Annotated in this window: 20 protein-coding genes and 2 pseudogenes; 15 read left to right on the forward strand and 7 right to left on the reverse strand. The window is 35.6% G+C overall.

From position 1 onward, the window contains the following. The 6 genes and pseudogenes from WFH39_RS21250 to WFH39_RS17975 all read right to left on the reverse strand — a co-directional run. Positions 1-180 (reverse strand): annotated as a pseudogene (locus WFH39_RS21250) (IS256 family transposase, variant Zn-binding type); the annotation flags it as partial. Between the two features lie 144 nt (positions 181-324). Continuing rightward, a pseudogene (locus tag WFH39_RS21255) lies at positions 325-399 on the reverse strand (IS1/IS1595 family N-terminal zinc-binding domain-containing protein); the annotation flags it as partial. Positions 400-558: 159 nt separating this feature from the next. After that, positions 559-996, reverse strand: coding sequence for a universal stress protein (locus WFH39_RS17960; RefSeq protein ID WP_214590723.1), 438 nt, complete (start codon positions 994-996; stop codon positions 559-561). A gap of 59 nt (positions 997-1,055) precedes the next feature. Then, entirely contained in the window at positions 1,056-1,661 is a 606-nt protein-coding gene (locus WFH39_RS17965) for a fumarylacetoacetate hydrolase family protein (protein WP_336690883.1), read from the reverse strand. Positions 1,662-2,462: 801 nt separating this feature from the next. Further along, the gene (locus WFH39_RS17970; protein ID WP_336690884.1) at positions 2,463-2,861 is read right to left on the reverse strand and encodes a hypothetical protein; all 399 of its coding nucleotides are present in this window, start codon (positions 2,859-2,861) and stop codon (positions 2,463-2,465) included. A gap of 173 nt (positions 2,862-3,034) precedes the next feature. Beyond that, on the reverse strand, positions 3,035-3,379 hold the full coding sequence (locus WFH39_RS17975) for a hypothetical protein (RefSeq protein WP_336690885.1): 345 nt from the start codon (positions 3,377-3,379) through the stop codon (positions 3,035-3,037). A 1,353-nt stretch (positions 3,380-4,732) separates the two neighbouring features. Here WFH39_RS17975 and WFH39_RS17980 point away from each other — a divergent pair. From WFH39_RS17980 to WFH39_RS18015, 8 genes are all read left to right on the forward strand, one after another. Then, entirely contained in the window at positions 4,733-6,373 is a 1,641-nt protein-coding gene (locus WFH39_RS17980) for a T9SS type A sorting domain-containing protein (RefSeq protein ID WP_336690886.1), read from the forward strand. Between the two features lie 3 nt (positions 6,374-6,376). Further along, on the forward strand, positions 6,377-9,121 hold the full coding sequence (locus WFH39_RS17985; RefSeq protein WP_336690887.1) for a hypothetical protein: 2,745 nt from the start codon (positions 6,377-6,379) through the stop codon (positions 9,119-9,121). A gap of 32 nt (positions 9,122-9,153) precedes the next feature. Next, positions 9,154-12,834 carry a DUF6443 domain-containing protein gene (locus WFH39_RS17990; protein ID WP_336690888.1) on the forward strand — a complete coding sequence of 1,227 codons (3,681 nt, stop codon included), beginning with the start codon at positions 9,154-9,156 and terminating at the stop codon, positions 12,832-12,834. A 126-nt stretch (positions 12,835-12,960) separates the two neighbouring features. After that, on the forward strand, positions 12,961-13,197 hold the full coding sequence (locus WFH39_RS17995; protein WP_336690889.1) for a hypothetical protein: 237 nt from the start codon (positions 12,961-12,963) through the stop codon (positions 13,195-13,197). Positions 13,198-13,236: 39 nt separating this feature from the next. Next, positions 13,237-13,707, forward strand: a complete 471-nt coding sequence (locus WFH39_RS18000; protein WP_336690890.1) for a hypothetical protein — start codon at positions 13,237-13,239, stop codon at positions 13,705-13,707. 3 nt (positions 13,708-13,710) lie between these two features. Next, on the forward strand, positions 13,711-14,109 hold the full coding sequence (locus tag WFH39_RS18005) for a hypothetical protein (RefSeq protein WP_336690891.1): 399 nt from the start codon (positions 13,711-13,713) through the stop codon (positions 14,107-14,109). A gap of 957 nt (positions 14,110-15,066) precedes the next feature. Beyond that, complete coding sequence (locus WFH39_RS18010; RefSeq protein WP_336690892.1) at positions 15,067-16,128, forward strand: RHS repeat-associated core domain-containing protein; 1,062 nt, start codon at positions 15,067-15,069, stop codon at positions 16,126-16,128. A 9-nt stretch (positions 16,129-16,137) separates the two neighbouring features. Continuing rightward, the gene (locus tag WFH39_RS18015; RefSeq protein ID WP_214590034.1) at positions 16,138-16,536 is read left to right on the forward strand and encodes a hypothetical protein; all 399 of its coding nucleotides are present in this window, start codon (positions 16,138-16,140) and stop codon (positions 16,534-16,536) included. A gap of 127 nt (positions 16,537-16,663) precedes the next feature. On the opposite strand, the gene WFH39_RS18020 is transcribed toward WFH39_RS18015, so the two are convergent. Then, entirely contained in the window at positions 16,664-16,990 is a 327-nt protein-coding gene (locus WFH39_RS18020) for a helix-turn-helix domain-containing protein (protein WP_336690893.1), read from the reverse strand. 211 nt (positions 16,991-17,201) lie between these two features. Here WFH39_RS18020 and WFH39_RS18025 point away from each other — a divergent pair, with 211 nt between their 5' ends. From WFH39_RS18025 to WFH39_RS18055, 7 genes are all read left to right on the forward strand, one after another. Continuing rightward, positions 17,202-18,323: an RHS repeat-associated core domain-containing protein gene (locus tag WFH39_RS18025; RefSeq protein ID WP_336690894.1), complete on the forward strand. Its 1,122-nt coding sequence runs from the start codon at positions 17,202-17,204 to the stop codon at positions 18,321-18,323. Then, positions 18,301-18,960 carry a hypothetical protein gene (locus WFH39_RS18030; RefSeq protein WP_336690895.1) on the forward strand — a complete coding sequence of 220 codons (660 nt, stop codon included), beginning with the start codon at positions 18,301-18,303 and terminating at the stop codon, positions 18,958-18,960. Before WFH39_RS18025 ends, WFH39_RS18030 begins: the two co-directional genes overlap by 23 nt. Before the next feature lie 51 nt (positions 18,961-19,011). Next, on the forward strand, positions 19,012-19,227 hold the full coding sequence (locus WFH39_RS18035; protein WP_336690896.1) for a hypothetical protein: 216 nt from the start codon (positions 19,012-19,014) through the stop codon (positions 19,225-19,227). 3 nt (positions 19,228-19,230) lie between these two features. Continuing rightward, positions 19,231-19,647: a hypothetical protein gene (locus tag WFH39_RS18040; RefSeq protein WP_336690897.1), complete on the forward strand. Its 417-nt coding sequence runs from the start codon at positions 19,231-19,233 to the stop codon at positions 19,645-19,647. Positions 19,648-19,659: 12 nt separating this feature from the next. Continuing rightward, positions 19,660-19,929, forward strand: a complete 270-nt coding sequence (locus tag WFH39_RS18045) for a hypothetical protein (protein ID WP_336690898.1) — start codon at positions 19,660-19,662, stop codon at positions 19,927-19,929. 6 nt (positions 19,930-19,935) lie between these two features. Further along, positions 19,936-20,301 carry a hypothetical protein gene (locus WFH39_RS18050; RefSeq protein WP_336690899.1) on the forward strand — a complete coding sequence of 122 codons (366 nt, stop codon included), beginning with the start codon at positions 19,936-19,938 and terminating at the stop codon, positions 20,299-20,301. Between the two features lie 226 nt (positions 20,302-20,527). Then, positions 20,528-21,868 carry an IS5 family transposase gene (locus WFH39_RS18055; RefSeq protein ID WP_336690900.1) on the forward strand — a complete coding sequence of 447 codons (1,341 nt, stop codon included), beginning with the start codon at positions 20,528-20,530 and terminating at the stop codon, positions 21,866-21,868. Positions 21,869-21,875: the final 7 nt, after the last annotated feature.

Here is a 21,875-nt window from a genome sequence, read left to right on the forward strand (position 1 = left end):
CAAATCCTCTTTGAGTTCTTCATAATGCTCTCCGTCCGTAATTCTGTAAAGCTGGGTTTGTTTAAAAACACTGTCTCTATAAACAACCAGACAGATTTCATTAGAAAAATAGGTACCGTCGATGAGTAAATAAACTTCCTTGTTCTGGCTGTAACTGAGTTTTGGAGCTTTACTAAGCATCACGTTAAAATACCGCTGAAGAGTACTCACGGAATATCCCGATTCTGCTGAAATCTGCTCATAAGTCTGTTTTCCGACAATCCATTTCTTGAACCAAATTTCTTTGTTTTTTAGGCTAATAGATTTATTCTCTGAGGTAAAATAAATGCCGCAATTTTTACATTTAAAACGACGCTTACCATTTTGCTTCCCCCAAGAAATCACATCCAGACTTTTGCAACTCCAACAACGATTTTTTTTGAATTTTCAGCCATAAAAAAAGTTTATTGAAACAAAGTTCAATAAACTTTCTAAATCATCAGTAACAATCGGCAATACGAAGAATTTTACCAACTATTTTTGACTATTAAACCTTTATTTAACGGTTAAAATTACTCTTTAGTCATGTATCGGAAGAACCAGAACAGGAACTTTAGAATCCTTTGTGATCCCTTTTGTTAAGCTTCCCACGAAAACATCATAAATCCCGCTTCTTCCGTGTGATCCCATCACGATAAAATCTGCTTTTTTATCTTCTGCATGTTCCAGAATAATATCTTTGGCGATTCCCTGTTTAAGAATATGTTCGCAGTCTACATCATGAGCCAGAATTCTCTGCTGAATCTTGTTCAGCTGAACAAGCTCTTCCCGGATCTCGTTTTCCTCAACTTCCGGAAAATACTGAAATCCCATATCTCCTATGGCAAAGCCAATATCCGATGGCGCAACGTGAATGATATAAATTCTGCCGTTAACCTGCTTAGCAAATTTTACTGCTCCTTCCAGAAGCTGTTCTGTTTTGTCCCCAAAATCTACGGGTAATACAATATTTACCATAACCTTTAATTTTGTTTACTAAAGATAGGAAAATTATGCCAGAAATTATGTTAAATTACTTATAATATTCGGATGTCAAGAACTTTTTCTTCTTCCAGATAAGCTTCCAGAATATCATTTTCTTCCACTTTACCTACCCCTTTCGGAGTTCCGGTGAAAATAAGATCTCCTACTCTTAAAGTAAAATACTGCGATACAAAAGCAATAATATCATCAATGGTGAACATCATGTCTTTCGTATTCCCTTCCTGTACCTTTTCCTTGTTCTTCAGTAAAGAAAAATTCAGCGATTCCAGATTGAAATTTTCTTTTTTAAAGAAATTTCCCACTACAGCAGAACCGTCAAAACCTTTCGCCAGTTCCCAGGGCAGTCCTTTGGATTTCAGCTCACTCTGAAGATCTCTTGCCGTAAAATCAATTCCCAGCCCAATTTCCTCATAATGTTTGTGTGCTGTTTCTTTCTGGATGTATTTTCCGCCTTTTGATATTTTCACAACAACTTCCAGTTCGTAATGTACATCCTCTGAAAACTCGGGAATGTAAAAATCATTTCCCTTCAAAACCGCTGTATCCGGCTTCATAAAAATAACCGGTCTTTCCGGGATTTCGTTGCCCAGTTCTTTTGCGTGTTCGCTGTAATTTCTTCCTATACAGATTATTTTCATACTCTTTTATTTTGTCTTTGCGAGAATCGAATGCGACGAAGCAACCTCAGTCTCACATTATTTAATAAATTTTTATTTTCAACGATCGTAAACTTCCATCCTCCATCTTCCTTTCTTTTTTTTAGGAGCTTTTTCCCGCTTTCCGCTGTATCTTTTGTTCCGCTTCGCTTCACAAAAGGATGCCGCTGCAATCGAGGCTATGAGAAGGAAACGGTTAATTTCTACGAGTTAATCATGAACTTTCCAATATATAATATTTTATTTGTAAAAGAAAATTCATTCCTCATCGATTATAAATCATCAATTATCACTTATCAATTATCAATTATCAATCATAATTAAAGACCACCCCGTCAAAAATTCATTTGAATTTTTGCCACCCCTCCAAAGGAGGGGAATTGTTACGGTTTTTTCAATATTATCCTTATGATATAATAACAATGACAAAGATACTGCCATTTGCTGAGTGAAACGCCTTTAGGAAAGGAAAATATACACAATATTTTATTGTTTTCTTTTTTTATTGATTTCTTGCTTTTCGCAGTATCTTTCAATCATCAATCATCAATCATCACTTATCAACCATAATAAAAGACCACCCCGTCAAAAATTCATTTGAATTTTTGACACCCCTCCAAAGGAGGGGAATTGTAACGGCTTTTTCAACATTATCTTGTCGTACAAATAAGGAGAACAAAGATACTGTCATTTGCTGAGTAGAACGCCTTTGTGAACGAAAAATATCCACAATACTTTCAAAAAGACATTGCGGTCATTGCGTTAAAAAAATTTCTAAAAGCATTAATGCGTAAACTCATTCCCGCAATAATAACAGACAAATTTATGGCTCGTTAAAATCGAAATTCCGAAAAAACTCGTTGCGCTGTCGTCCCTGTAAATATGATTAGAACCACATTTCGGACAAACGAAATCAAATTCAGGATCTGCAATGGTGTGTTCCACCTCCAGACAAAATTCTTCGTTTTCCTTGTAATCTTTCAATGCCTGATTGGCTTTTTCAAGATCCACTTCAAAAACCTGAAGCTGAATTCCGCCAACCGCCTGAGAAAGCAGCCAGTCCGACTGGATTAGCTGTTCATTAGCGATAAAACTGTTGATGCCACTTTCCGCCAAAATCTGTTTATCTCGGTTCGCCTGAAGCGCCGTTTCGTAAAATTTGAATTTAACCAGTTCACTCATCGTCTTTTTACTTTTTCCATGTTTTTTATAAATATAGTTATTTTTATTTTTTTAAGTGAATGAACTTACGTAATGTAAGCGCAACAGATTTAAATTTATTTTTTTTATAAAATTTTAAACAAATCATTGTAAACCCAACCGCCACCGTGGGCTGAGCGGAGGCGAAGCGCACATCATTGCCATCCCATTTTAAACAGATCATTGTCAATCACACCCGCCACTGTACGCTGAGCGGAGTCGAAGCGCAAATCATCCTGAATTAACCATTCCCAAAATTGTTTAAACCCACCAAGGACGCAATATTTTTTAACACGCTCTATCTGTTTAGGGCGCAAAGATTTTATCTCCGATAAAATTTTAATGAAGATATTTCTAAGGCAACCGTACGCTTCGGCTCCGCTCTGCGTACTTTTTGGTTGATTTGTTTGATTGACTGAATTTCTGAAAATCTGTTTTTTTGCTTGTTTTTGAATGATGTTTTTTGATGAACGGAGTAAAATTACCACAGAAATGTCCATTTTCCACCATCATAAAAAATTCTGACCGGTTTTGACTGCTTTTGACCGGTTTTGACCGGTTTGAAAACCCATTTCTTCGGATCATGTTCGGGTCTTCTTCGGATCGGCTTCGGAAAAATGGGATTTTTTCCGAAGGATTACCGAACAACAGCCGAAGGATTCCCGAAGATTTTATGAAAGTTTTTTTCTGCTTCATTGTACGCTTCGGCTTCGCTCGGCGTACATCATTGCCACCCCATTTTAAACAGATTATTGTCAATCAACCCATCACCGTGGGCTGAGCGGAGTCGAAGCCTACGGTGATGCAATTCTATTAAACACATCATTGCACCCAAACCCTCCACCGTGCGCTGAGCGGAGTCGAAGCGCACATCTTTGCCACACTATTTTAAACAAGTCATTGTAATACAACCCGATACCGGGTGCTGAGCGTAGCCGAAGCACACATCATCCTGAATAACCCTCCCCAAAATTGTTTACAATCGCAAAGACGCAGGATTTTTAACATAAAAGTTGTTTAAAGTAAAATGGCAGAAAACTCTATAGAGTTTTATCTGTGTAGACACCATATTCGCAAGGCGTTCTGCGTTCCGTAGGAACGCTATCTTTAGAAAATTTATCGTATTTAAGATATCAATCCTATGGATTGATTGACGGATTTATTCTTATTTCTACACAGATTCTGCTCCTAAAGGAGCAAACTCTTTACTTTAAACAACTTCATGCTCTATGTATTAAGGCGCAAAGATTTTATCTCCGATAAAATTTTAAGGCGGATATTTTCCGCTTCGACTCCGCTCAGCGTACTTCATTGCCACTTCATTTTAAACAAATCATTGTCAATCACACCCACCACCGTGCGCTGAGCGGAGCCGAAGCGCACTTCATTCCAACTCCATTTAAACAAATTATTGTAACACAAATCCACCACCGTGCGCTGAGCCGAGCCGAAGCACACAGTAAATAAACTTTGCCGTTGAAAAATATTTTTCTAAATTAGTTTACGGTCCTTAATGGGAAAATGGGAAGGCCCACGCTTTCTTTTTTTTCGATTAATTTCCAACCTTTTTTAAAATTTTTGCATCTTTAAAATAAAACGACACCTTTTGTCGTTACAGGGGTATAACTTTGCAGAAGATAAAAAGACTAAAAGCTTTTTACCATTATGATTTTTAAAAAAAACTAAAAACAGGCTGTCAAAAGCCGATAAAAAAACAAAGACCATGAATACACAAAAAGATTTTCGAACAGATTCTATTCTGAATACATTTTTAAGAATGCGGATTTCCTTATTTTTTTAACCCGTTCTATTCTTAATTTCACCTTTACAATAACGTTAAAATTACACTAAGTATGAAAAAACTCAGCATGAGTGTGTTCACTCTGTGCAGCATTCTGGGGGTATATGCCCAGGAAGTAGTCTGGCAGAAAGACATCCGGTCCTCTACGCAGGACTTTCTCTCACAGGTCACCACGACCATCGATCAGCAGTATCTAATTACCGGAAGCAGCATCCATTCTGACAACCAGCAACCATCATCCGGCAGCCAAAAGCAAAACAACGGTTACGATTTTCATCTGGTAAAACTCAACCAGCAGGGCGAAGAAGTCTGGGAAAAATATTTCTCAGGGAAAAACCATGATCTTTTGTCGGCAACGGTTAACACGCAGGAAGGAGGATTTCTTCTGGCGGGTTCCAGCTATTCAGGGAAAGGACTGGATAAAAAAGACGATTCCAAAGGCGGCAGCGATTTCTGGCTGATCAGAATCAACGAATTCGGCGATGAATTATGGCAGAAAACCATAGGCAGCACTGCGGATGAAGAAGCAAGGGCGGTGATTCAGACCACGGATATGGGGTTCTTTGTAGCAGGAAATACAACCCTTCCCTTCGGCTCCGCTCAGGGTAAACAGGCTCAGGATGCGAAAATGACGGGCTACGGCTCCAAAGATGTTTTGGTAGTACGGCTTGATAAAAACGGAAAGGAACTATCCCAATTGGTATTAGGAGGTAAAGGATTGGATGAAGTGGAAAAAATGATTCCCACCAAAGACGGAGGAGCTTTGTTAGGGATCTACTCCAGAAGCGGGGCTTTGGCAGGAAGCGGGAAGGCAGAGGCTGGAAGTAAAGCCAAGCAGACAGAAAATTATGGCGAAGGCGATTACTGGATCGTGAAACTTTCGAAAGACGGAAAAGTGGAATGGGAAAAGAACTTTGGCGGAAAAGGCGACGATCATGTAAGAACACTGGCACTGACTTCAACAGGCTATCTGATCGGTGGGGAATCCAGATCGGAAAGATCGGGAAATAAATCCGTCGGTATTGAAGAGGGAACAGACCTTTGGTTACTCTCCATTGATGAAAGGGGTGAAGAACTCTGGCAGAAATCTTACAGCTTTAAAAACCGCGATGTTCTGATGGGGATGAGCGTCATTGCCGGGAAGCAGGAAGACGGAAGCGGGAAGTCTAAAGGGATTCTGCTAGGCGGTTACACACAGGCGGAAGGCAGGATTGAAAATGATGATGAGACTTTCTGGATGCTGTATCTCGACCAGAACGGAAATGAGCAGTGGAGAAAGCACGTGAAGGGAGAATCCCGAAAAAAAGAAGAACGGTTATCTGATATTAAACTGAACCGTGACGGATCGATTATACTCGCAGGAACCAGCGCAGAGGAGCTGGGGAAAGAAAACTGGAAGATCGTTAAGCTGGGCGATAAACAGGTTGACCAACTGATCGAAAAGCAGGACATTAAGATCTACCCGAACCCGGTAACGGATTATGCGTACGTGGAGCTTGGGTTTGAGGGCTTGAGAGAAGGAGCGTTTGAAGCGGAGGTCTCAGTATACGATATGGGCGGAAGAAAGCTTGAAACGGTAAAAACAAAAAATAAGATCACCAAAATCAATACCCAGCCTCTGATTCAGGGGGCGTATCTGGTGGTGGTGAAAACCAATGACAAAACGGCGAATGCCAAATTGATTAAAAAATAAACTATGATAAAAAATAAAATTAATATATCTTTGTTTTTAATATTGAGTGCAACCTTTGTAAGTCTCAATGCTCAAGGAATTAATTTTGGTGATTTTACCAAGCCTGTTCCTTCAGAATCTTCATTAACTACTTTTGATACAACTCCGGCATCTTCTGCCACAGGAATTCCTAATATTTCATTGCCGCTTCTGAGTCTGGCAAGCAACGATTCTAGAATATCAGCAAGTCTGTCACTTATGTATCATCCCAATAATAATCAGGAAAACGAAATTGCAGGAGAAGCTGGTGCAGGATGGACACTGGCAAAAGGTGGAGTCATCACAAGAGAATTAGCTGACGAACTTGATGAAAGTTATTATAATTCCTCTTCCTCTTATTATAAAAAGAATGAATTTAATGATGTCTATTATTATAATCTTCCTACTGGTACATCAGGAAAATTCCGCTTTGTAAGAGATGTTAATAGCAATACATTTGAGATCGTAAACCTGAGTGCCAACAATATAAAAATAGAATATATCCGAGACAATAATCAGGCAACTTTAAACGCAACTTCTTTCACCATTACAGATACTTTTGGATATAAATTTCTTTTTAGTGATTACAGCCAAAGCAGACTTGAAGGAAGAATAGGAACATCATCTATTGCAGGTTTTGTTTATAAATCCGCATTTTATTTAACTAAAATTATTTCTCCGGCTAATGTTACGCTTCTTACTTATGAATATCAGAAAGATTTTAAATATAAGGATACATCTAATTTATATCTCAATTATCAACTTTGTAAACTAATAAAAGTAACTTCTCCCAATATGGGATCTCTGGAAATACAGTATGAATTTGTAACTGCTTTGGAAAATTCAATGAGTGATCCTTATAGCGTAAAGAAAGCGGTTTTGAAAAACCTTTGGGGAGGTATCATCTCACAATACAATTTTGTATATGATCTTCCTTATAACTATTATAAAGAGTATGATCAAAATTTTCAGAGAAGAGTTTTAACAGAAATTCAAAGACTTGATCCCGGCAATAACATTTTGGATAAAACTAAGATCATTATAACGGATAATAAAAAGCTAAGAATATTAAACCCGGGAGGAGGAACTGTGGAATACAACTTTGAAGGAAATGAAATATTTGCAGATCATAATACTCCTGAATATCTTTACTTATTAGATCAGGGAATGGGAAGTTCTGAAGATCAGTCTTACCAAAGCGCTTACAACTGGGATTTTAATACTAATAACTCAGGAATCTATACGTTTCAGGTAACGGGAACTCCCGGAAAAGAACAGATTTTAAAATTCAATTATAATGGCAGCAGCTTTCCTCCTATTATTCCTTCTGAAGGCGGCGGTTTTGAGCATATTGACTATAAAATTGTAGGCGTTACCCAAAATTCGGGAGCAGCTCAGGAAAATGAGGTGTGCTATTCTGAAAATGTTTATCGTCTGCTTCCCGGGACTTATACCCTTCAAATCTTAGGAACCGGAACCGGAAGCATTGTTATAGATAAAATGGTTACCAAACCGGGACCTTACAGAAACTTTGCTCTGAAAGATGGGCTAAGAGTAAAAAATATCAAATATTTTAACAGCAACACAGATACTCAGCCTGTAAAAACTATTTCTTATACCTATGATAAATTTGATATGACAATTCCCTCCAGCAGTGGGATAAGAAAAATCTATCAGAATGTAAAGATCCAGGAAAATTCAGGAAACGGATATCTTCGTTATTACTATACCGATGAAGGAGGTTTTCCTCCTTATGAAGTACAGGTTAATGGAATCAATGTAACCATAACCCCTGAAAATAATGATCTGGATAATGGAATGATAAAGAAGCAGGAAACCTATAATGAGCAAAACCAAATCCTTAATTCCTCTGAATACACGTATGTTTATGAAAAGAAAAATCTTACAGACAAGCTCATAGAAGATGCAAGATCTGTCCCCGTATTTACTAAAAAAGTAACGGTTTTAGCTAAAAACTATGGAAAAAACGGACAGCCGATACAGACCTCTTCCGAAACTGAGATCAGCTCTGCCAATTACCAGACAGAAAAAGAAAAAGTTTCTCTGGCAAATGGAGATGTTATAGAAACACAATCTTATTATTCTTTAGGCGATACAGAATATACGCATCTTCAAAATGCCAATATCCTTTCTGTTCCGGTAAAAACCATTGCTAAGAAAAACGGTAAGCTGCTTTCTTCCTCACAGGTAAAATATGACAACGGAAGCCTTCGTCCTACTTCCACCGTGGTAACTAACCCTAAAGACGGAAGCCTTAAAACTACCCAAAGATTTGATGCTTATGACAGTGAAGGAAACATCAGGCAATATACTTCGAATATTGATGAAGTTTCAGGACAAGGTGTTTCAACAGTGGTGATCTGGGGATATCATAAAACCTTACCGATCGCCAAGATCTTGGGTGCGAAACTAGAAAACATCGGCACATTGGCAGATGATATCATTGCAAAATCTGATCTTGATAAAGACAATGCCTCCGAGAAAACATTGCTTGAAGCATTGGATACCTTCAGAACAAATCCTGCGCTTAAAAATTTTCAAATCACTACGTATACTTATAATCCTTTAATGGGAGCAACTTCTGCAACACCGCCCAACGGAATCAGGGAAAGCTATACCTACGACCAGAAATACAGGCTCAACTCAGTAATTAACGTGAACGGAAACATCGTTTCAGATTACAAGTACAATACTAAATCACAGCCTTAATCTCCAATGTTGTATTTGTTTAAAAATAAATTATGAAAAAAATACTCACTATACTTCATATCCTTTTGGTGGCTTTTTCCTATGCACAAAGCTTAACACCATCAGAAAACTATATCTATAGCAGAACCTATCTGGAATCTGTGACAACAGAACAGCCGGGAGCCTCACAGATCCAAAGTGTAAAATACTTTGACGGACTGGGAAGAAGTACCCAAAGCATCAGCATTAAAGGAACTCCGTCAGGAAAAGATCTGGCAGTTCCAATCACTTATGACGCTTCAGGAAGAAAAACCAAAGATTATCTTCCACAACCTGTAGACAGCCAAAACGGAGCTTACCTTCCGAATGTTGGCGAAAACTCTGTAAATGCTTATTATGGAGTTCCTAATGCTTATTCAGAAGTTTCTTATGAGAATTCTCCACTGGCAAGAGTGGAAAAAAAAGCCGCACCGGGAACTGATTGGCGTATCACCGGGAATCACACTCAAAAGGCAGAACAGACCACCAATGCAGGAGGCGAGGTAAGAAAAATAACGGCAACTTCCACATGGAACCCTTCAACACAGATCAGTGATGTAGCGTTGGATGCAGTATCAGATAATGCCTACACCACCAATGGATTTTACAATGCAAATATTCTTGTCAAAACCATTGCAAGGGATGAAGAAGATCATGAAATTCAAACTTTTACAGACCCTACAGGAAAACAGATCCTCATCCGTAAGATCAACAAAAAAGAAAACGGAACAACAGAAAATCTGGATACTTACTACGTTTATGATGATTTTGAAAATCTGGTATTCGTTATTCCACCCAGAGCATCAGCGGCAGCAACCACCATTAATCAGCTTAATACAAAGCTTAATATTCTTTGCTATCAGTATAAATATGATAAATACAACAGAAATGTAGAGAAAAAACTTCCCGGAAAAGATTGGGAATATGTAGTGTACGACAAACAAAACCGTCCCATTCTTACACAGGATGCCAACCTGAGAATAACGACCAATACCTTTGGGAAAAAAGGCTGGATATTTACCAAATACGATGCTTTTGGAAGAGTGGTCTACACTGGCTTTTTCGCCAATACCGGTACGAGAATTGCCATGCAGACTGCCGTTAACAATATGTCTGCCAACGGACTTAATAATGAAACTACAGCCACCACTCCTTTCACGCAGGGAAGCATGAATATTTACTACACCCAAAATGCTTTCCCTACAGGAAGTATGACGGTGCTGAGCGTAAACTATTATGATGAATATCCTACAGGTGCACCCATACAACCCAATCTTGTACAAAACCAGACCACAATGAAATCTGTGCCTACCGCTTTTACCTCCAACGGATATTCCTCAGTAAGAAGTACAAAAACATTTCCTACGGGAAGCTATGTAAGAAATATAGAAAACGACAGCTGGTCTTCGGCTTTTATCTGGTACGATACCTTGGGAAGAGCTGTAGGAACGTATGGGCAAAACCATTTGGGAGGATTTACAAAAACAGAAACTTCTCTGGATTTCTCCGGAAAAGCAACAGAAAGCTATGTATACCACTCCCGAAATACAACCTCTGCACAGGTTACCATAAAAGACAGGTACGTCTACAATCCTCAGAATTTTCTTCTGAAGCATTATCAGCAGATCAACAGCAATGCAGAAGAGCTGATCTCGGATCTTACTTATAATGATCTTGGGCAGGTGACCAATAAAAAAACAGGCGGAGCCCTGCAAAGCGCAGACTATACCTATAACATCAGAGGATGGCTTACGGGCATCAATCCTAATGATATGGGTAATTTGGGAAGTAAGCTTTTTGCGTATAAAATAAAATATAACCAAAGAGAAGGTGTAGAAACTCCTAACAACGAATACACAGATCTGAAAGTAAAGCCCCGTTACAACGGAGGAATTGCAGAAGTCGACTGGAAAACGGCATCGGACAACATCCAGAGAAGATACGGATATGCTTATGACGGCATCAACCGACTGAAAGCAGGCTTTTACCAGACCGATGCCAATCCGTATTTGAAAGAATACAACGAAATTCTGGATTATGACCTTAACGGAAACATTTCTACCCTGAAAAGAACCGCAGGAGCGATATCGGGAACATCACAGACTATAGATAACCTTACATATATTTACGACGATGGAAACAGACTCACGAATGTTACAGATGTCTCCCAGAACTATAATGGCTATCCGGCTTCTTCAGGGACGCTTATTGATTATGATGACAATGGAAATATGACCAGCCAGAAAGATAAGGGAATCAACAAGATCGGTTATAATTATCTGGATCTTCCTTCATCTGTTATTTACAACAGTACCTACATCATTCAGGATCCTTTTATGGGACAGGTAGAAAGAAATGTAAATACACAGTACACCTATGATGCAGGAGGAAAAAAACTGAAGTCCGTATACACGTATTTTGTGGGTAAAAGCCAGACTGAGATTAAGAAAACTACCGATTATCTGGATAACTTCCAGTATGACAATAATGTATTGCAGTTTTACGCCAATGAAGAAGGATATTATGATTTCGTACAAAATAAGTATATTTACCACTACAAAGACCACTTAGGAAATATAAGGCTGAGCTATTACAGGCAGACAGACGGTACAGCCAAAATATTGGAGGAGACGAATTATTATCCTTTTGGGTTGAGACACACGGGATATACGCCAATCATAAGCAGTACTTACCATTATAAATACAATGGCAAGGAAGTTCAGGAAAGCGGCATGTATGATTACGGTGCAAGGTTTTATATGCCTGACATCGCAAGATGGGGAGTAATGGATCCGCTGGCAGAACAATATAAAGCATGGAGTCCTTACAATTATGCAGTAAACAATCCTGTGTCATTTACTGATCCTGACGGGAGAAGCGTAAAAGAAACTAATGAAGGCACTACATACAGCGGAGATTCGGCAGTATTAATGGGTGCTTATCTTATAGGACAGGCTCAAAATGCAGCAAATAGCAGTGCGGGAAATAGTATTGTAAGCTTCTTTTCGAATGTTTTAGGTGGTGGTGGAGGAAGTAGCACTTTCGGGGAAACCCAATGGTATAGGGACATTATGAGCCAATTTAAAAATGGTGATCCTCGTCCTAAATATACAAAACAACATTTTTTACTCATTCAAGGTTTATCAACTGTTGCAAATAAATTATTTGGGACTCCTTTCACTTTAGATAAGCTTACAGAATCAGAAAAGCAAGCTATATTTAAACAAAGTGCACGAAAAACAACCGCTATATTAATGTATGAGTATGCCTCAGGAACGGGTCCTGCACACAGAAATTTCTATCCTGAAGATGCTATAACAGAAGATATTAAATGGTCAAATTCTTCTGCAAGGGCAACTACAATGTTCGCTGATGACTACAATTCAGGAAGAATAAAGGATGGAGAAACTGTCCAATATTATATAGGTTCTAGTCCTGATAAAATTGGAATTAGTGGTAGTATCTCTGCTCATCTCAAAGGACTTGCTGATCAATCTATTTGGCGTGGAGGAATGATTTATAATATGCAAAAAAGAGGTGATAAATTATATGTAAATGTTTTTGATAAGTATACAGTATCCTCAGGAATATCAAGAAATGATTCAGATTCTTTTAATAGAGGGAAATCAATTACACCTTTGGGAACAACTACAATTAATATTCATTTTAATTATCAATGGATTAATACACAATAAGAAATTATGCAAAAAAAAAGAATATTTTTACTACTCATATTAAGCTATTTATTCACACAATCATGTAATAAAATATCTAATGAGAATATAAATAGTTTTATGTATCATTTAAAAGGTGATATTTATTTGGATCATACTACGAGATCAATACTTGTGAAGAAGAAAAATAATGAAAACAGTTTTATATTAGGAAAAACAATAGTTGATAAAATAGACAGCATCTATATAAGTAATGATAAAAATGTAATCTATATTATTAATGATAAAAATGAAGTCATCCATGTAAAACCTGATTTTAAAATTGAAAGATTAAATAAAAGACCCAATGTCAATTTTAATAGTATCTTAAGCTATCACGATTGAATAAAAATCCTAGATGGCTTCAAGTTGATCAAATGAAAAATGCTATGTTATTTTATATTTCCTGATATTAAAGTTAGGCTAGAAACAGTATTTGGATTTCGGTATTATGATGCAAATCTAAAAACTGATGTATTTGCTCTTGGTGATGCATTTAAAGGAAGCTTTGTATATAATGGAAAAGTAACCGCTACGAATATTGTTAGCCCAAAAATAACTGAAGAGTTTGACAAATTTTTAAATTCAGAAAAGGGTGTTAGTTTTTTACATGCAGCTTTAGAAGCATATATAGGTGCATTACATTTTCCTGGTAAAGATAGAAATACAGCTTATGATTATTCTCATGCAGAAGCTGCCTGTATAGATTCAAGATATAAAGACCTACCATCAAATTATGTACAAGGAGGATCTGTCCAGAGAAATGCGCAAGGAAGGGTTATTAGTGAAACTGTGTTTTTTAGAGATATAAATACAAATAAAATTATAATAGATTTTGGAACTATAAAATATTAACACATGAATTATCAATATATAATCCTAATATTTTTACTATTTATAAGTTGTAGTGTACAAAAGAATGACACATCACAAAATTCTAAAATGATTAAAGCTCAACTTTACAAAATTGATTTTAAAGACAGTATAATCATATATCATATTAGAAACGAAAGGATGGACGGTGTTTTTGCAAAGGAGAGATATTGTAAGAACAAAGTAAAAAATCAAGAATTGCTTCAAGAGAATAAAACATATAAGTTTATTTTGGAACAAGAGCCTGTCGATAATCACGTTTCTGTCGTTCGCGATGTTGATTATTATATGGCAGGATATCTGATACGTAAGGCAGGTACACCAACAATCTATTATTGGAATTGCCTAAACGTCTGTGGTGAATACATCATTAAAGAAAATTGAGATGATAATATCCCGATCTCGCGGATTTGTAACCCGATCTCGCGGATTTATAACCTGATAAAATTGGAATTAGTGGTAGTATCTCTGCTCATCTCAAAGGACTTGCTGATCAATCTATTTGGCGTGGAGGAATGATTTATAATATGCAAAAAAGAGGTGATAAATTATATGTAAATGTTTTTGATAAGTATACAGTATCCTCAGGAGTATCAAGAAATGATTCAGATTCTTTTAATAGAGGGAAATCAATTACACCTTTAGGAACAACTACAATTAATATTCATTTTAATTATCAATGGATTAATACACAATAAGAAATTATGCAAAAAAAAATAATATTTTTACTACTCATATTAAGCTATTTATTCACACAATCATGTAATAAAATATCTAATGAGAATATAAATAGTTTTATGTATCATTTAAAAGGTGATATCTATTTGGATCATACCACGAGATCAATACTTGTGAAGAAGAAAAATAATGAAAACAGTTTTATATTAGGAAAAACAATAGTTGATAAAATAGACAGCATCTATATAAGTAATGATAAAAATGTAATCTATATTATTAATGATAAAAATGAAGTCATCCATGTAAAACCTGATTTTAAAATTGAAAGATTAAATAAAAGGCCCAATGTCAATTTTAATAGTATCTTAAGCTATCACGATTGAATAAAAATTAATCCCGACCCGATCTCTCGGATTTATAATCCGTGAGCAATAATAAAAAATCCCACAGCAAATTGCTGTGGGGTTTTTCTATAATTTAGTTTCGTTCTCTAATAGAAAAACGAAACAACAAATCTTAAAGAATTATTTTTAATAAAAATAGGGAAAACCCCATATTTTATTGATTTAAAATTTATACTTTTGAAAATAATAAAGACCATTTAGGGATCACTTCAATGGCAGCGCAGAAGTTCTTGAAGAAAACAATTTCTATCCTTTTGGGATGAAGCATGAAGGGTATAACCAGACGACAGGAAATCCTTCTTACAACTACCAATACAGCGGAAAAGAGCTTCAGAAGGAAACAGGCTGGAGCGATTTTGGAGCAAGAATGTACATGAGCGACATCGCAAGATGGGGTGTTATTGATCCTTTAGCTGAAACAACAACCAGAGTAAATCCGTATAATTATGCACTGAATAATCCTGTGATGTTTATTGATCCGGATGGTAGAAAAGCTTTTGCTCCCGAACCGGTTGAAGATAACGTACCACGAGGAGGACTTGCAGATTTTTATTTAAGGGGAGGAAATGGATCTTATGCATCATATAATGAGTTCTTAGGAAAAGATATGCTTATTTTCTACAAAGGAGCCAATGGTGCTTATGGTGGTGGTGGAGGAAGTGGACCTACTGAAATAGGCATTTATGGAAAATTCGCGCAAGCTGCATTTGATCTCTTAAAAGAGTCAATGAAGGGACAATTAAATTTAACATTTAAAGATGGAATGGTTAGTGGCTCAGCAGTTGAAGGAGCGACTTTGTCAGAGGCAGCTAGTTGGCTGTTGGAAGCGATTAAAAATCCAGATATTAAAGTTAGATTAGACACTGTTGCCGGTTTTTATTTTTATGATCCAAATTTAAAAAAAGATGTTTACTTTGAAGGAGATGCATTTAGGGGAAGTTTTATTTATAATAATAAGACTGTAGCTACAAATATTGTAAGTACTGAAGTTATTAAAGGATTTGATTTTATAACCAAATCTCCTAATGGAACGGGGGTATTACATGCGGCTTTAGAAGCATATATTGGAGGAAAATATTTTCCTGATAGTATGAAAACGGCTGGTAAAGATGGGACGTTTGGTCCAGACAATATACCCTATTCAGCTTCTCACGATTGGGCTGCATGTTTAGACAAAGAGAATTTTAGAAATACTCCTGCTAATTATAGGTTGATGCCAAACGAGGTACGTCTAAATGGTAAATTGCAAAGTATTTCACCATATTTTTATAATAAAACAACGGGAGAAATATTATATAGATTCGGAACTGTAAAATATTAAGTGCAAATTATGAAATATTTATTTTTAATTTTATTTAGTGCTATTGGCATTCAATGTACTGTGAAAAATGAAACAGCCTATTTTGACCATAGATTTGTTGTTATAGACGCAAAAATTTTTAAAATTGAAGAGAAAAGCAATATGATAGTTTATCATTTTAAGAATACTAAATTAGCTGGCATTTTTGCGAGTGAAAAAAAATGTGATCAATCATTAAAATCGTGGAAAAAAATTAAATTAAATAAAAGCTACAAACTCATATTAAGCCCCATGATTATTGCTAATACAAGAGCTTCAGCCTTTGATATAACTATCAATGGAGACTTTATTTGGAGTAGTGATATGAAAGAAAAATATTATGATAATTGTAATAATGTTTGTGGTAATAAAATATATGAAATTAAATAAAAATTATGAATTAATATTAGATGTACCAATAAATGCCAAACCCGATCTCGCGGATTTATAATCCGTGAGCAATAATAAAGAACCCACCGCAATGCGGTGGGTTTTGTGTTTTATAGTAAAGCAAAACTTACTTATAGGCTTTTCTTGCATTAAAATCTCTTATGGTAAGATCGAGAAATCTTATTACCAGAGCTTTGTCTTCTTCGCTCATCTCCTGTATAGCTTCAAATTTTTTCAGAAGTTCCTTATCTTTAATAGCAACTGTTTCATCGTTCAGTAACGCATCACTTGAAACTCCTAAAGCATCGGCAATATTTTTAAGCGCATCGGCAGGCGGAATACTGCTTCCCAGTTCGTAACGGGAAAGGCTTTTGTTATTTACCTGAGACTTTTCTGCAAGCTCCTGATCTCGCGGATTTGTAATCCGTGAGCAATAATAAAAACCCCACAGCAAAATTGCGGTGGGGTTTGTTCTATAATTTAGTTTCGTTCTCTAATAGAAAAACGGAACAACAAATCTTAAAGAATTATTTTCAATAAAAATAGAGAAAGCACAATATTTTATGATTTAAAATTTATACTTTTGAAAATGATAAAGACCATTTAGGGATCACTTCAATGGCAGCGCAGAAGTTCTTGAAGAAAACAACTTCTACCCTTTTGGGATGAAGCATGAAGGATATAACCAGACTGCAGGAAACCCTTCTTACAACTACCAATACAGCGGAAAAGAGCTGCAGAAGGAAACAGGCTGGAGCGATTTTGGAGCAAGAATGTACATGAGCGACATCGCAAGATGGGGCGTTATTGATCCTTTAGCTGAAACAACGACAAGGGTAAATCCGTATAATTATGCACTGAATAATCCTGTGATGTTTATTGATCCGGACGGAAGAAAAGCTTTTGCTCCCGAACCGGTTGAAGATAACGTACCACGAGGAGGACTTGCTGATTTTTATTTAAGGGGAGGAAATGGATCTTATGCATCATATAATGAGTTCTTAGGAAAAGATATGCTTATTTTCTACAAAGGAGCCAATGGTGCTTATGGTGGTGGTGGAGGAAGTGGCACTACTGGAACTACAGCTATAAACATTATCATTAACTTCCTGAGAGGAGATGCAGGCAACCTTGGAAATTTTGTGAATAGCGATTTTGAAGCCAACGGATGGCATATTATTGATGCATCTAGCCTTGCAGATGCACTAAAAAAATTAACTACATATTTAGGAAATACCCAAGCTGATAATATTTATATTAATGCACATGGTCTAGTAAGTGAGCGCTATGTCTTTAATGAGAATGGAGAACTTATTCCTGACTCAAGTTCTAGTGGAAGAAATGGATATAAAGTAGTAGGTGATACAGGCTTCCACACTGATCATGATCAGATTTTAGGTAGTGATCTTCAGCAATATAACTCTGACAAAAGTAAATTATCAGCAGATAAGCTAGGTAGTATTGATAGTTTTATTGGTATTGCAAACTATGTTAAGAATGGCAAAAATTTAGTTTTGGGTGCTTGTTGGAGTGCGAGATATGATGATTTATTAGGTTCAAACATTTCTTCTCTTGTAAAGTCCAGAGATATTTTTATGAATAGAGATTACTCAAGCAATTATGTTGTTAAAGAAAAGGGCATAATTCCTTTTAATAATTTTATTAATTATAATCAAACTTCTAAAGGCGAATATAAAAATGGCTGGGTATGGTATAGAGACGGTTCAGTTATTCAAACAAATTTTAATATTATAATGACAAAATATGGAGTTAAAACACTTAAATAAAATAACATTATTATTGTTTTCAATTATTGGAATCACTACTTTTTCTCAGATGAAAATGGCAGATATTGATGGAACAGAATTTTCAGTTAATTCAAAAACAGAGAAGAAAAATCTTATCAAGATACGTGAGAATAATAATTGTACTATTTATTATATATTAGATAAAAAAGATTTTGATTTAAAAAAAGGATTAGGAACCAATAGAATAGCGAATATCATTTTCTTTTCTAAAAAATATAGTAAAGGAATCATGGTTAATTTTGAACAGATAATTTATAGTGTTAAAAAGAATATCTACAAAATTAGTTTACATACAGGTTCTCATGATAAATATATGTTTACCCCCTCAATGATTATATTAGATAAGGATTTTAACTACGAGTATTTGATGAAGTATTATTATATGCCTTTACTACCACCTAAAGATGATATATATACTTCCGGCATCAAAATACAGGAAATTAAAAATTATTGTAATACAATGGAAACTGATATTAATGGGAATATGATAAATGAAAATATAGACGATATTTTGATTAATATATCAAAAATAAATAATAATATATCAAAAGAATGTAATCCAATTATTAATGATACAGATTTAAAATATTTTTTCCCAAAGAAAATAATTAAATGATATGATGGTGGAGGAAGTTCACCTACCCCTAAAAGCGGCACAGGAATCCAATTGGGACAAATTCTTTCAATCTGCAACCCTATAGATGGAGTTTCAGAACATGGAAAAGCTTTTGAAGCGAGAATGTATATTTTAAACTTCGGTCCCGATACAAAAGAAAAGCCTAGATGGGGAATAGATAGTGGTAATTATGGAAATAATATATCAGATTATTTAAAATTTTACGTTAAAAAAAATCAAAAAACATTATCAAATATATTTAAATAAAATATGAAAACAGTTTATCGTCTTATATATTTAATATTATTTATTAGTACTTTTTGTTTTTCACAAAGTAAACAATCTAATAAAGAAAATTTTTCAAAACAATTTTTCACCAATAATAATGTTTATTATAAGCTTAAAAAATATTCAACGAATAATAAAATACTTATTATCGATCCAGATAAATATCTTACAGATAAAGAGGTAATATATAATAATAAGGATTTAGAAGTTTTAATAGTTCCAGAAAGAAAAAAGAGTTTTCATTTTTTAATAAAAAAAGTTGTGATCAATGAAAATTTAGCTTTTGTCAGTATGTGGAATAAAGACAGTGTAACAGCATTGTGCTTCTATCCATTTCTTAGTGAATTTACACCTGATGAATGGATTGTTGATGAAATAACAACGAGAAGTATAAAGTAGGATAACAAAACCATGATAACCACATTTTTTGAAAATGGCTTATCCGTTTCCGTAGGTTTTGGTAATAGTATACCTCCCAATGTACCTGACTTTACAAAAGGAAAAGGAACACTTTTTAAAATACCTGCAAGTTCTTTAATATCCCATGGCTTGATAGGAATACCAGTTCCGAATCCTGAGATTCCAAATTATGGACAAATACGCCCTGCAATTCCTATGAACGTAGGGACATTTAGAGCATTGATTCAAAGTACTGCACCGGCTTGGCAACCTGTAAAATAATTAGATATGGAAGAAAGAGATGTTATTGTAAGAAAAATCTTAGAAGAATTGTATATTAAATTTGATCCGAAAAATCTATATCAGTTGACTCTGGATCAATATGGTGATTTCTTAATTTCAACGTTTGAATATATAAATTTATACAAAGACAGATATCATTTAAGTAAAAAAGATTTTGTAGAATTTAGTAAGCTTATTCATCATAAATATAATTATGATGAATATGAAGATAATTGTTGGGAAAGGGTGGCATTTTTTATGGACGAGCTAATATTCTGTTTTTCTACACCTCCTCCATATTTTTTTAATTCCAACTTTGAAGATTTTAAAAATAAAATAAGAAAAGATATGACTAAAGGTAATGGTTTGTAAAATGGTTAAGTGAACCCGCTCTCGTGGATTTGTAATCCGTGAGCAACAATAAAGAACCCACCGCAAAGCGGTGGGTTTTGTGTTTTATAATAAAGCAAAACTTACTTATTCATTCCTTAAAATTGTGATAATGTTTTGATTTTCATTATAATGCATTAAAAATATGGTTAAAAGGATGGTGAAAAATTGCAATAAATCTTATTTTTAGGGTATAAAAAGTGGCAAAATGTTAGGAAAAATAAAACAGGATTTACAGCAAGATTTATTCAAGACCAGACTTACCGAGCTCATTAATATGGAGCATCCGTTGGTAAAATTAGCACATGAGATTTCTTGGGATAAAATGGAGTCAGAGTTTGAAAATTTATTTTCAGAGGGAGGAAGACCTTCTATTGCGATTCGCAAAATAGCAGGAATGCTTTTGTTGAAGGAGATGTTTAAAGAAAGCGATGAGACGGTTGTAGAACGATGGATTGAGAATGCTTACTGGCAATATTTCACCGGAGAAACCTTTTTTCAGACCGAACAGCCATTTGACCCCAGCAATTTTGTACATTTTAGAAAGAGAATTGGGGAGAAAGGTTTGGAATTCCTTTTGGGACAAAGTGTTTCCCTTCATCCGAAAGCCAAAAGAGAAGATGAAGTTCAGATAGACACCACCGTTGGGGAAAAGAATATTACTTTTCCTACGGATGCCAAACTGGCAAAAAAGGTGATTGATAATTGCTGTAAAATAGCCCAAGAAGAAGGTGTTGTACAAAGACAAAGCTACAAAAGAGTAAGCAAACAATTGCTTCGGACTGCCTATTTCGGGCACCATCCCAAAAGACAAAAGGATGCTAGGATGGCAAGAAAAAAGCTCAGAACGATTGGCAAAAGGGTGCTTCGGGAATTGGAAAGGAAGCTCCCGGTAAGCGTTTTAAAAGACTACGAAGAAGTTTTTAAAATTTACCTCAAAGTACTCACTCAAGAACGCAACACGAAAGATAAAATTTACAGTCTTCACGAACCACAGGTTGCCTGTATTGCGAAAGGAAAATCGGGAAAGAATTACGAGTTTGGGACAAAAGTGGCGGTAGTACGGGGTCGGAAAACAGGCATCATCAGTTCCGTAAAAAGATTTTCCGGCAATCCTCACGACAGCAAAACCTTGGAAGAATCATTGGCACAAAGTGAGCGGGTAAGAAAATCAATTGGGGGAACAAGCCCTACGAAAGCAGCCACAGACCGAGGATTTAGGGGAGTAAAAGAAGTAGAAGGAACAGTAATTTTGCTTCCCACAAAAAAAGAGAAAACAAAATATGGGCAACAAGTAGCCAGATTAAGATTCCGGGCAAGAGCAGCAATAGAACCTTGTATCTCACATTTAAAAAGAAACCACTCCTTAGGATTAAACTTCCTTAAAGGAGTAGCTGGAGATATTAATAATGCCTTATTAGCCGGGATTGGATATAATTTAAAGATGAGATTAAACCAAATTAAAAACCAAATTATTCTTTGGCTTGAACTTATTCTCCGAATATTTTTATGCAAGTATAATTTTCAAAGTGAGAAACTGGCTTTTTAAGGAATGA

The organism is Chryseobacterium sp. MMO-72 (genome assembly GCF_037146035.1).
In the GTDB taxonomy this organism is placed as follows: domain Bacteria; phylum Bacteroidota; class Bacteroidia; order Flavobacteriales; family Weeksellaceae; genus Chryseobacterium; species Chryseobacterium indicum.

Bases quoted from the DNA above. Each gene is read 5' to 3' on its own strand.
- WFH39_RS17960 (WP_214590723.1), bottom strand. From the start codon at position 996: ATGGTAAATATTGTATTACCCGTAGATTTTGGGGACAAAACAGAACAG.
- WFH39_RS17965 (WP_336690883.1), bottom strand. From the start codon at position 1,661: ATGAAAATAATCTGTATAGGAAGAAATTACAGCGAACACGCAAAAGAA.
- WFH39_RS17970 (WP_336690884.1), bottom strand. From the start codon at position 2,861: ATGAGTGAACTGGTTAAATTCAAATTTTACGAAACGGCGCTTCAGGCG.
- WFH39_RS17975 (WP_336690885.1), bottom strand. From the start codon at position 3,379: ATGGACATTTCTGTGGTAATTTTACTCCGTTCATCAAAAAACATCATT.
- WFH39_RS17980 (WP_336690886.1), top strand. From the start codon at position 4,733: ATGAAAAAACTCAGCATGAGTGTGTTCACTCTGTGCAGCATTCTGGGG.
- WFH39_RS17985 (WP_336690887.1), top strand. From the start codon at position 6,377: ATGATAAAAAATAAAATTAATATATCTTTGTTTTTAATATTGAGTGCA.
- WFH39_RS17990 (WP_336690888.1), top strand. From the start codon at position 9,154: ATGAAAAAAATACTCACTATACTTCATATCCTTTTGGTGGCTTTTTCC.
- WFH39_RS18000 (WP_336690890.1), top strand. From the start codon at position 13,237: ATGCTATGTTATTTTATATTTCCTGATATTAAAGTTAGGCTAGAAACA.
- WFH39_RS18005 (WP_336690891.1), top strand. From the start codon at position 13,711: ATGAATTATCAATATATAATCCTAATATTTTTACTATTTATAAGTTGT.
- WFH39_RS18010 (WP_336690892.1), top strand. From the start codon at position 15,067: ATGAAGCATGAAGGGTATAACCAGACGACAGGAAATCCTTCTTACAAC.
- WFH39_RS18015 (WP_214590034.1), top strand. From the start codon at position 16,138: ATGAAATATTTATTTTTAATTTTATTTAGTGCTATTGGCATTCAATGT.
- WFH39_RS18025 (WP_336690894.1), top strand. From the start codon at position 17,202: ATGAAGCATGAAGGATATAACCAGACTGCAGGAAACCCTTCTTACAAC.
- WFH39_RS18030 (WP_336690895.1), top strand. From the start codon at position 18,301: ATGGAGTTAAAACACTTAAATAAAATAACATTATTATTGTTTTCAATT.
- WFH39_RS18040 (WP_336690897.1), top strand. From the start codon at position 19,231: ATGAAAACAGTTTATCGTCTTATATATTTAATATTATTTATTAGTACT.
- WFH39_RS18045 (WP_336690898.1), top strand. From the start codon at position 19,660: ATGATAACCACATTTTTTGAAAATGGCTTATCCGTTTCCGTAGGTTTT.
- WFH39_RS18050 (WP_336690899.1), top strand. From the start codon at position 19,936: ATGGAAGAAAGAGATGTTATTGTAAGAAAAATCTTAGAAGAATTGTAT.
- WFH39_RS18055 (WP_336690900.1), top strand. From the start codon at position 20,528: ATGTTAGGAAAAATAAAACAGGATTTACAGCAAGATTTATTCAAGACC.